Origin of the sequence: Pantoea sp. GCM10028869 (assembly GCF_042666835.1) — a bacterium.
Classification (GTDB): domain Bacteria; phylum Pseudomonadota; class Gammaproteobacteria; order Enterobacterales; family Enterobacteriaceae; genus Pantoea; species Pantoea leporis.
In genome coordinates this window covers 711,073-722,450 of the sequence record NZ_JBHTGO010000001.1, presented here as the reverse complement: position 1 = coordinate 722,450, position 11,378 = coordinate 711,073, and the positions used below count along the sequence as shown (strand labels likewise).

Genomic DNA, 11,378 nt, shown 5'->3' with positions numbered 1-11,378 from the left:
ATTGCTGGCAAAGACGGGTGATTGACGCTGCGCGCAGTGCTTTTGCTGCGCTATGCTGAAAACGAACGTTTACTTTATGGAGCAGCAGAGATGCCAGAAATCGTTGTGTATGCGGCAGAAGGTCGCACGATTGAGCAGAAAAAGAAGTTGTTGAGAGCCGTCACCGCGGCGGTGGCAGATTCGTTTGAGATCGATGCTAATTCAGTGACGGTTTCCATTATCGAAACGCCAAAACATCATAAGTCGAAAGGTGGCGTGCCGTTTGATGAGCGCTAGAATAGCGCTAAGTTAGCGCTTAAATCTGAACAGAAATAACAGGCATAGAGTGCAAGACAAAACTAAAAAATTTGCGAATTTATAATGCTCACTCTATGCTTGATTGCTCTAATTTAAGTCAAATTTGTCAATAGCATTTAAAACATTATCGACCAATAATGCATCTTCTCCAACAACAAAAGTTGATGTGAAAATTTGATGACCATTCTTATAACCTGGCGACCATAATTTATTGTTATCAGAGATATCGCGATAAATACCAATTAACGGTTTGTCATACATAGCTGCAACATGTACAACTGCCGTATCAGGTGATATGACCACATCGGCTAAGTTTATCGTTGCCATAGCATGATAAAACGAGGGCACATGATAAACGTAAGCGCCGTGGAAGAAGTCATTGATAAAATTTTTTTTATAATCCAGGACCATAATATCTGCATCTTTATTTTTTGATAAGACACCACTAATTATTTCTTGTGTTTGTTGAGGTGTTAAATTCCTATCATTGTGGCTTGCGTACATATTTATAATAACTTTTTTACTCTCTTTTTTAAAAAAATCGATTGCTTTAACTTCATCTGTGATTGATTGCTTATAATACACTTCGTACCTTTGCTGCGAAGCACTTGGGACGCCAAGGTAGTTAATAATACGAGCATAAATTTCTTTTACATGATGTTCATAGTGATTGAATCTAATATTTACGTCGTAATGCGAAAGCCACTTTTCTTTATTGAAACCTAATGAAATTTTGGGTGAGATAGCTTGTATCATATGCGGCATATATAGCCCTGTATCCCAAATACCCGTATCAATCATCAAATCATAGTTATTTTCTTTCAATGTATTAATTAAGTCATCGGGAATCGCATGGTTATACCTATCTTGATAATCCATTTCTTCCGTTAAATAAATTTTCCTGATAAAAGGGTTATCTGAGAAAACCATTTCATTTGCTTTTATCGCTAAAACATCAATACTTATCCCAGCTTCATGCATTGTTCGAAGTATGCAGGTTGATACGATTGCATCACCAATTTTACCTTCATTTCTAATCATCAGCACTGTACGTACTTCCGATGGTGAAATTTTTACTGATGGCTCTCGATGCCATTTTTTTGTCGCTTTATACAAAGCAATTTTATACTTCAACCTTTTCTTGAAATAATTTCTTTTTCTATTTAATTCTCTAATTTTTTTTATAAATTTCATATCTTTAATGGGTCTGGAAATTTTAAGTATTGTACTATTTGTTAACTCTAAGATAAAGAGCCCAAAAATGGTTCGCGACCGCTTAAAAGTCAGTATCATAACGCTTTCATCCGCTTACCGGATTAGGTGAACACGCACATTATGACCGACCAAACTTCACTATTTTCGCGGCTTACTTCTACCCTTGCTGATGACAGCCGCACGCCGCTGTACAGACGCTTTGCCACTGCGATCAAAGATGCGGTGCGTGATGGTTTGTTAGTGCATGAAGAGATCCTGCCGAGTGAGCGTGACTTCAGCCAGTCGCTGAACATTTCGCGCATTACCGTGCGTAAAGCCATGGATGCGCTGGAAAAAGAGGGCGTGGTATTGCGCTCTCGAGGCTACGGTACGCAGATCTGCAGCCAGTTCGAGTATTCGCTAAAAGAGCCGAAAGGCTTGTCCCAGCAAGCAGTGTTGCGTGGTAAAAAGCCCGATACCGTGTGGATTAACAAAAGCAAAATCCAATGCGACGCAGCAATCGCAGAGAAATTGGGGCTGAACACTGGCAGCGAAGTGTATCTGCTGAAACGCATTCGTTATGTCGATCAGCAAGCGGTGTCGGTGGAAGAATCCTGGGTGCCGGCGCGCTATATCGCTAATGCGGATGAGATTGGCATTTCGCTTTACGACTATTTCCACCAGCAACAAATTCTGCCGGTAAAATCGCAAAGCAGAGTGAGTGCTCGCATGCCTGATGAGGCGCTGCAGCAGCAGATCGCCCTACCCGACAACGTACCTGTTTTGGTGATCAAGCAGCTGGCGTTAGATGCGCAGGGCAATCCGCTGGAGTACAGCATTAGCTACTGTCGTAGCGATATGTATGTGTTTATTGCGGAGTAAGGCGCTGTTGCCAGTAAGCTGTTAGTGTGGCGCGATCGGGCGCGCAATCGCCGCCGCGTTGTGACACCACATAAGATGCCACCGCGTTGCCCAGCGCGACGCTTTCTGCCAGTGACCAACCCGACGCTAATCCCGCCAGTAATCCTCCCGCGTGGCTGTCGCCTGCGCCGATGGTATCGACCACTTTTGTCGGTAGCGCCGGCATCCAGCCCTGTGTTTCCGCGTTAACGAAACCGGCGCCTTCGCTATCAAGTCGCACCACCATCGCGCCGCCGAATCGCTGCTGCCAGCACGTCATTAACTGATGCGCATCAATGGGTTCTGTTTGATTCAAACGTTCATGCCACAGCAGTTCGGCTTCCTGTCTGTTCACTGTAATCAGTGGATGGCACGCCATAACGCGTTCGAACTGCGCATCACCGATATCCGCCAGACGCGGACCGAAATCCACCAGCAGCTGATACGGCTGGCTTTGCTGCTCCAGCCAGGCGATCAGCACATCACCGCTTTTGCTGGTGAGCTGATAGCCGGAAAGGTAGATCCAGCGATTGGCCGGCTGCGGCAACGTGTTCAGCAGCGCTGCATCCCACTGATTTTCCACACCGCTCACTGACAGAAAGGTGCGCTCGCCATCAGGTTCCACTAACGCTAAACACCAGCCGTTATCGCCTTTAGCCGTTTCCAGCACGCTGTGAATGCCATATTCCGTCAGCTTCTGCCGCACAATGCTGGCCCAAGTGCCGTTGCCGAGCGGCAGCGCATTGATGGACGGGATGCCAAGCCGGTGCAGCGCAATCGCCACATTCAGCGCACAGCCGCCCACGTTGACGCCCTGCTGGTGGAGCTCAATATCGCTGCCACGATGGGGCAACGAGTAAGCATCAGCAATCACATCAACCACCGCCGCACCAATCACACACACCGGCAGGCGGCCTTCTAGTCTCTTCAGATCATCAGGCGTTAGCATAAGCGGCCTCGCGCTGCTGGCGGAAACGCGTGAAGGCAGCGCTGTAACGAGTGAAATCCAGCGCGTTAGCGGCATCCAGCTCGGCTTTCAAGGCAACGTCGATGCTGTCGATGCCGTGCAGCGCGCCGCAAATGGCCACCGCCATCGCGCCGATGGTATCGGTATCGCCGCCGAGGTTAGCGCAAAGGATCGCGCAGCGATTAGGATCGGTCTCGGCCAATTCCACCATCGCAATCGCCGCCGGTACCGATTCAATGGTGCCGGTGCCGGTGCCCACCAAATCGTAAATCTGCTGCATGGTGGATTCCACGCCCCTGCCCTGCACGACCACGCTTAACGCCAGTTCGATGCGTGCCGCCATCGACGCGCTAAAGGTGGTGACACGCTTTTCCTGTGCCGCGCGTGCGATCGCGGGCAGTTCATCGCGGATCGTTGCCCAGTTGGCACCGTCAATGGCGCGTGAAACAGCCCACGCAATCACCGTCGCGCCGGAAATCGCGACATCCGATTTATGCGTAGGGCTCGACGCCAGTGCGACGGCATCGATAAAAGCCGGTAAATCGCGTGCTGGCAGCAGACAGCCGAGCGGTGACACACGCATCGCTGCGCCGTTAGTCGTGCCGTTATTTTCCAGCTGCGACAAAGGTGTGCCGGCTTTCATGGCGTTGAGCGCGATTTTTGAGGTCGGTCCAAGCACATTCTTGTTAAAGGCATCAAACGACTCGGCCCACTGCAAAATATTCGCACCAATGGTTTGGGCGTTGATCTCGCCGTCGTGAGTGACGATTGCATCAGCCAATGCCAGCGCCATCGAAGTGTCGTCGGTAAAGGCCGCCCGGCCAAAGTAGCAGGCGGCGTTGTTCTCAGCCGGACCGGGCAGGAAGCGATCGATCCAGCCAAAGTGCTGCTTCACGCGTGAGCGCGGCCACAATTCCGATGGCATGCCCATCGCATCGCCCAGCGCCTGGCCGTAAAACGCGCCTAAAATCCGTTTTTCTTGCGTTGTCATCGTCATGGTGAAATCCCTTATTTATGGCTGTCAGCGGTTGCTGAATTTTCGAAAGCGGTAAGTTCATCGCTGCGTTTTTTGCCGTCGCGGAACAGGACGATAAAGGCGATGGTGATCATTACGATCATCACGCTGCCAAACATCCACATGCCGGCCCAGTTGAAAGTCTGCCCGTTGCGGGGTTGGTCGTAGGCGAACATTTCCTGCATCAGATAGCCGCCAAGGCGATAACCGAGCAGGCTGCCGATGCCCTGACAAGCCAGCGTGATCAGCCCTTGCGCAGCATTACGCATCGCCACTGGCGCTTTCTTATCAACATAGATGTAAGCGGTGATGAAGTAGAAATCGTAGCTGACGCCGTGCAGCAGAATGCCCATGAACAGCAAGCCGTAAGTCAGCATGTTTTGATCGCCACCGAACACGAAGAACACGTAGCGCAGTGCGGCGGTGGTTAATCCCAGCAGCAGCACTTTGCCGATGCCAAAGCGTTTGATGAAGAACGGCAGCGCCAGCAGGAAGAAGATTTCCGAAACCTGGCCGAGCGTCATCCAACCGGTGGCGTGCGGTAAGCCGACTTCCGTCAGATAGCCTTCGGCAAAAATGTAGTAAAACGCCAGCGGCATGCTGAACAGGAAGGAGCAGACGAAGAACACGAGGAAGCTACGATCCTTCAGCAGATGCAGCGCATCCAGACCAAGCGCGACGCGCAGGCTGAATTTGCCGGTGCTTTTCGGCTCGGTGGCGGGCAACGTCAGGGCAAAAATGCCCAGTAACAGCGAGTTTGCGGCGGTGATCAATAACGGCACGTTGCTGGCTGAGATATCGCCATAGCCCAGCAGCGGCGGCAGGAAACCACAAACGATGCCAGACGCGATCCAGCCAAGTGTGCCCATGACGCGAATGCGCGGGTAATCACGCTCCACATCCGCGACGTGCGAAAACGCGATGCTATTGGTTAAGGCGATGGTGGGCATGTAAGTGAGCGCATACAGCAATAGCAACGGGAAGAAACCGCCGAAATGCGTTTGCTGAGCTGCGAAGAACATCAGAATCGATCCGACAATTGTTAGCAGCGACAACACTTTCTGCGCCTGGAAGAAGCGATCGGCCAGCGATCCGACAAGGATCGGCGACAGGATGGCGGCTATCGAAGTACAGGCGTAACACCAGGCGATCTCAACCGGCGAGAAGCCGTTTTTGCTGAGAAATGCCCAGAGCGGTACAAACCATGCGCCCCAGATAAACCACTCAAGAAACATCATGAACGACAGTTTTGGGATTGTTGTTTTCATTTAAAAGGACTCCCCGGTGTAGGTGGAGGCAAATCTAACACCGGATATAATACCTTTGTAATACCACTGGTGGTTTTTTTGAACTGGTCCACAACATTTTAAATGATGGGCAACGGTATGAGATGCGAGATATCTGGGGGCGGAGGATGGGAATAAGGACGCGCCTGACGCGCCCTGTGATGCTTAGCGGCGGTTTTTCCATACCGTCTGAATATTGCAGAATTCGTGGACGCCAAAGCTCGACAGTTCACGACCATAGCCGCTCTTCTTCACGCCACCAATCGCAACTCGCGGATCTGACGCACCATTGCCATTGATAAATACCGCGCCGGTCTCCAGTTTTTCCGCCAGTTCGTAGGCCAGCGCTTCGTTGCCGCTCCACACTGTTGCACTCAGCCCGAATTCGCTGTCGTTTGCCAGCTCAAGGGCATGTTGTGCATCACGAGCGACACTAATTGCTGCGACCGGGCCAAAGATTTCCTGCTGGAAAGCGGTCATGGCTGGCGTGACATCGGCGAGGATCGTCGGGGCGTAATGATTGCCTGGGCCGTCAATTTTATGGCCGCCTAATACCAGACGTGCGCCTTCCTTGATGGTCTGCTGCACTTGATTATCCAGCTCGTCACGAAGATCGTAACGCGCCATTGGTCCGATGTAGGTATCTTCTGCCAAAGGATCGCCGATCTTCAATGCCTGTACCGCTGCGCTGAAACGCGCCTCAAACGCTTCTGCGACGCTTTCTTCAATGATGAAGCGCTTGGCTGCCATGCAGACCTGTCCGGTGTTCTGATAGCGTCCTGTGACCGCTGAGGCTACTGCAGCATCCAGGTCTGCATCCGCCAGCACAATAAAAGGATCTGCGCCGCCCAGTTCCAGCACGGTTTTCTTCAGTACCGCACCGGCTTGTGCTGCAATTGCACCGCCTGCACGCACGCTGCCGGTTACCGCTACAGCGGCAATACGCGGATCTTTGATCGCGGCTGAAACGCCATCGTTATCGACGTTGATCACGGTAAAGCCGCCTTTAGGCAGTTCGGTGGCGTCAAAGAGCGACTTCATGAGGTTAGCGGATCCCATTACGCTCGGTGCGTGCTTGAGCACGTAGGTATTGCCCGCCAGCAACATGCTGACTGCGCCGCGCAGAACTTGCCAATAAGGGAAGTTCCATGGCATCACGGCAAGGATCACACCGAGCGGACGAAATGACTGCCACGCTTGCTGGTTTTCTACCAGCGTTGGTTTGTCGGCCAGGATCGCCGGACCATGCTCTGCATACCAGTCACACAGATTGGCGCATTTCAGTACTTCAGCACGTGCCTGAGCGATCGGTTTGCCCATTTCCAGTGTGGCCATGGTTGCGAGCTCATCCTGACGCTGGCGGATCTGTTCAGCCAGTTGACGCAGCACTTTCACTCGCTGCGGCATCGCGGTATAGCGCCATTCTGCATAGGCATCAGCACTTTGCTGCAATGCGGCTTTCAACTCGGCTGCGCTCTGCAGCGGATAGGTTGCGAGGATTTCGCCGGTAGTAGGGTTACGGGAGATAACGTTGTCAGTCATGAAAGATGTCCTCGTCATAAGTAATGTGATGTTCGATGAAGTTCACTTTACGCCGGGATGTAGTTTCTTAAAAATGAATAATAATGAGGAAGTTGTTCATTTATGGAGAAATAGAAGGATCCAGATCGTATATAACTGATGATTTGGTGGGATCAAACAGGATGTTATCGCGATGGGGCTGTTTTAAACATTTTGCCGGTCTAAAGCCGCTTCAGTCCTGGCGTTATTAAGTTATACAGTGAATAGATCTTAAAGAAAGATCATATAGAGATCTTAAAGAGATCCTAAGAGATCCCCGATCGTCGCAGGCCGCACCACACAAGGGGTCAGAAGGTGATCGCGTTCACTATAATGAGTAAAGTGTTCACTGGAGTCAGTAGTTTATTCACTATAGAGAGTAGAATGTTCACTATAAACAGTGTTAATGTTCACTGTAATCAGAAAACGACCCTTTTCATCCACAGAATGAAGATCTCAGGCTATGGCAGATAAAGAGAGTGAAAACAAGGCGTTACTCGAGCCTTTTCTGTCGGTGACAAAAAACAGCGGTGAAGTTATTCAACTCCACCCCAATAAAAATAACACCGTACAACCGGTCGCTTTAATGCGCCTGGGTCTGTTTGTTCCTACATTGAAGTCCACAGCGCGCGGTAAATCAGGCGCGATGGCATCGACCGATGCAACGAAAGAGCTGAAGAACCTTTCTTTAGTCAAATCGGAAGGCTATGAAAAAATTACCATTACCGGCGCAAGGCTGGACATGGATAATGATTTCAAAACCTGGGCCGGAATTATTCAGTCTTTCTCGCGTTATCCTTCTAAGGGCGACACCGTGACGCTGCCGTTTATCGATTTCGTCAAGATGTGCGGGATCCCATCGGCAAACTCTTCGGCTGCGCTACGTAAGCGCTTAGATGCCTCTCTGCGACGCATTGCTACCAATACGTTGTCCTTTGAAGGTAATGGCAAAGCCTATCACACTCACCTTGTGCAATCGGCGTATTACGATCGTGAAAAGGATCTGGTGCGTATTCAGGCCGATCCAAAGTTGTTCGAGCTCTACAACTTCGACCATAAAGTGTTACTGCAGCTGCGAGCCATTTCGCGTTTAAAACGTAAAGAATCGGCTCAGGCGTTGTATACCTATCTCGAAAGTTTGCCAACGAATCCGGCGCCCATCTCTCTGGCGCGTTTGCGTATGCGTTTAAATCTGGGTTCGAAAACCACCACGCAAAACCACGTGGTGCGACGTGCGATGGAGCAGCTCAAAGAGATCGGCTATCTCGACTATTCGGAAGTGAAACGCGGCCGCTCAGTGTTCTTCATCATCCACAGCAGGACGCCAAAACTCGACGGCATCAGCAATCTTGAAAGTATCGATTCGCTGGAAGATATCGAGTTTGAAGAGTGATCTTGCCCGTTCACTGTAATAAGTAATCCCCTTCAAGCTGTGTCACTTTTTGAGCAAAAGTGACACATGCTCCTCCGCTAACATTCACTGCAATCAGCTGTGCTCGCGTCATTCACTGTAATCAGCAACGTTCACTGTAATCAGAAACCTTCTGCTTTTGTTGTGTCTTATGCGATGTTTTGCACCGCACTGTAGTCTTTCTAAGCGACTTATAAAGATAGTGAGTACTTACAATGGCGGTGGCGTAGTACTCAACTTCCCTCTTTCACTGCCTTTCTACTGATCATAGTGAACGTTTGTTGGGGCGGTGGCTTTCACTGATTACAGTGAATGCCAATTAGAGGCTGCATACTGAATACAGTGAACGATCAAATGCAACTTAATGATTTATAAGTATAAAAAAAGCCTGTTTCAAACGGATTCACTTTAATCAGCAGTTTGACTGTGAATACAGCCAGTAAAAGTGACAGGGTTGGTCACTATGCTGATTACAGTAAACGTTTGGTCTGTCTTCTCACTACAGTGAACTGTAACGAGAGACGTTCGTACTGACGCTCATATGCCGCTTGAATAACATGTCACGCTGTCACTGATTACAGTGAACGTTACCAACTCGTCCCCTGCCCTGCCAGGTTTGCAGCATGAAACAAACTCGCTCAGCGCGTAGTTTTTTTACTGAATACAGTGAACGTTGGGCGTTTAAATCAACAGCGCACTTTTACTGATTACAGTGAATGTTGTTGACGACATTCTGGGTATTTCGCTGTAACGCATATGGCGCTTCCAGGCATATCAGCTTGTCGGCAAATAACACTCTACTGATTACAGTGAACGTTCGTCTTATCATGCTTGTCGGGCTGTACTGATTACAGTGAACGTTCTGTATAGCGTCATAACTTTTACTGATTACAGTGAATGTTATCTCGGTCTGGCCAAATTGACTTACTGATTACAGTGAACGGTTTATCGCAGCGCGACAACGTCTACTGATTACAGTGAATCTTTGCCGATGACGAGTACAAGGCTTTTACTGATTACAGTGAACGTTTAGCGTTATGTGAAAACGTCTTCAGGATTTGCTGATTACAGTGAACATCTCACCAGCATGACACTTATCGTTGTTCTCTCACCTGCTTTTTATTTCCACGCATCATTTACTGATTACAGTGAATCTTCAGCCACCGCTCGCTGATCACAGTGAACCTTTTACTGATTGCAGTGAACGTTGGGCATCGGCGCATTTTTGCTAGCTGATTACAGTGAACGTTCCAGCAATTTCAGCCGCCACAACCCTTCTCCTTTCTCTACTTAAAGCATACAGGGTAGAAATCAGCTACTGACTACAGTGAATCTTTGCCCCAATCAACGATAAATCAGCGGTTCAAAATCGTACAAAAAACCAATATGGCTAAATTACCATCACTGATTACAGTGAATATTTTCGTTAACGTGCTCTTAATCAAGGTGTTTTCACATAACTTATTCTTCCTGTGCAGAAGAGATATATTTGCCTCGTGTGCTGGATTTATGTATAAAGTCGTAAATCCTACATGTGTGGAGCAAGTATGGCTAACGATGAGAAGCAAGTTCTGAAGGTCGCACAACGTTCAGAAAGAATGCTGATGAGCCTGACTGAACAGATTCAGGCGCAGAAAGAAGAATTGCGGGAAAACACGTTCTATCAGGTTTACGCTAAAGCGGCGTTAGCCAAACTGCCCAAATTAACGCGTGCGAGCGTGGATTACGCTGTCAACGAAATGGAAGAAAATGGTTATCCGTTCGATAAGCGTGCAGCGGGCAGCTCAACCAAGTATGCGATGTCGATTCAGAACATCATCGATATCTATCACCATCGCGGTGTGCCTAAGTACCGCGATCGCCACCATGAAGCCTTTAGCATCTTTGTTGGCAACCTCAAAGGCGGCGTTTCGAAAACGGTCTCTACCGTTTCGCTGGCACACGCATTACGTGCGCATCCGCATCTGCTATTTGAAGATCTGCGTATTCTGGTCATCGATCTGGACCCGCAATCTTCCGCCACCATGTTCCTGAACCATCAACGTTCAGTGGGATTAGTGGAAGCGACCGCCGCACAAGCGATGCTACAGAACGTCAGCCGCGAAGAGTTGCTCAACGAGTTTATCGTTTCCTCGATTATTCCGGGCGTCGATGTGCTGCCGGCGTCAATTGATGACGCCTTCATTGCCTCGCGTTGGGAAGAGTTGTGTGCCGCTCACCTGCCCGAACAAAACATCCACGCGGTGCTGTATGACAATGTAGTGGCCAAGCTGAAGAAAGATTACGACTTTATCTTTATCGACAGCGGCCCGCATCTTGATGCCTTCCTGAAGAACGCCATTGCTGCTTCAGACCTGCTGATGACGCCAGTGCCGCCCGCGCAGGTGGATTTCCACTCCACGCTGAAGTATTTAACGCGTTTGCCGGAGTTGATTGGGATCATAGAGGAATCGGGCGCAGCCTGCCGTTTGCAAGGCAACATTGGCTTTATGTCTAAACTGTCGAATAAAGCGGATCACAAGCTGTGTCACAGCCTGGCGAAAGAGATATTTGGCGGCGACATGCTTGATGCTGCGTTGCCGCGTCTGGATGGCTTTGAGCGCTGCGGAGAGTCGTTTGATACGGTTATCTCAGCCAACCCATCAACCTACGTGGGCAGCACCGAAGCCTTAAAGAATGCGCGTTCAGCGGCGGAAGATTTCGCGAAAGCCGTATTTGACCGTATTGAATTCATTCGCCTGAACTGAG

General features: G+C 49.5%; 9 protein-coding genes. 4 read left to right on the top strand and 5 right to left on the bottom strand.

Going from position 1 to position 11,378, the window contains the following annotated elements; all coding sequences use genetic code 11:
- The first annotated feature begins 21 nt into the window (after window positions 1–21).
- Entirely contained in the window at window positions 22–276 is a 255-nt protein-coding gene (locus tag ACFQW4_RS03270; RefSeq protein WP_225608259.1) for a tautomerase family protein, read from the top strand.
- A gap of 108 nt (window positions 277–384) precedes the next feature.
- Here ACFQW4_RS03270 and ACFQW4_RS03265 read toward each other — a convergent pair whose 3' ends face one another.
- Window positions 385–1,590, bottom strand: coding sequence for a glycosyltransferase family 9 protein (locus ACFQW4_RS03265; protein ID WP_377723764.1), 1,206 nt, complete (start codon window positions 1,588–1,590; stop codon window positions 385–387).
- Window positions 1,591–1,632: 42 nt separating this feature from the next.
- Here ACFQW4_RS03265 and ACFQW4_RS03260 point away from each other — a divergent pair, with 42 nt between their 5' ends.
- Window positions 1,633–2,373 carry a GntR family transcriptional regulator gene (locus ACFQW4_RS03260; protein ID WP_217547735.1) on the top strand — a complete coding sequence of 247 codons (741 nt, stop codon included), beginning with the start codon at window positions 1,633–1,635 and terminating at the stop codon, window positions 2,371–2,373.
- Here the strand turns inward: ACFQW4_RS03260 and ACFQW4_RS03255 are convergent.
- From ACFQW4_RS03255 to ACFQW4_RS03240, 4 genes are all read right to left on the bottom strand, one after another.
- Window positions 2,360–3,340: a PfkB family carbohydrate kinase gene (locus ACFQW4_RS03255; RefSeq protein ID WP_377723762.1), complete on the bottom strand. Its 981-nt coding sequence runs from the start codon at window positions 3,338–3,340 to the stop codon at window positions 2,360–2,362. The two genes, ACFQW4_RS03260 and ACFQW4_RS03255, sit on opposite strands and share 14 nt — an antisense overlap.
- Window positions 3,327–4,355 (bottom strand): ADP-ribosylglycohydrolase family protein, encoded by a 1,029-nt coding sequence (locus ACFQW4_RS03250; RefSeq protein ID WP_377723760.1) that lies wholly within the window; start codon window positions 4,353–4,355, stop codon window positions 3,327–3,329. The genes ACFQW4_RS03255 and ACFQW4_RS03250 overlap by 14 nt, the downstream gene beginning before the upstream one ends.
- Window positions 4,356–4,366: 11 nt before the next feature.
- The gene (locus tag ACFQW4_RS03245) at window positions 4,367–5,641 is read right to left on the bottom strand and encodes a nucleoside permease (RefSeq protein ID WP_377723758.1); all 1,275 of its coding nucleotides are present in this window, start codon (window positions 5,639–5,641) and stop codon (window positions 4,367–4,369) included.
- 183 nt (window positions 5,642–5,824) lie between these two features.
- Entirely contained in the window at window positions 5,825–7,201 is a 1,377-nt protein-coding gene (locus ACFQW4_RS03240) for an aldehyde dehydrogenase family protein (protein ID WP_377723756.1), read from the bottom strand.
- Window positions 7,202–7,682: 481 nt separating this feature from the next.
- Between ACFQW4_RS03240 and ACFQW4_RS03235 the strand changes: the two genes are divergently transcribed.
- Both ACFQW4_RS03235 and ACFQW4_RS03230 read left to right on the top strand, forming a co-directional pair.
- Window positions 7,683–8,612, top strand: coding sequence for a RepB family plasmid replication initiator protein (locus ACFQW4_RS03235; protein ID WP_007886110.1), 930 nt, complete (start codon window positions 7,683–7,685; stop codon window positions 8,610–8,612).
- A gap of 1,565 nt (window positions 8,613–10,177) precedes the next feature.
- Complete coding sequence (locus tag ACFQW4_RS03230) at window positions 10,178–11,377, top strand: AAA family ATPase (RefSeq protein WP_101761164.1); 1,200 nt, start codon at window positions 10,178–10,180, stop codon at window positions 11,375–11,377.
- Window position 11,378: the final 1 nt, after the last annotated feature.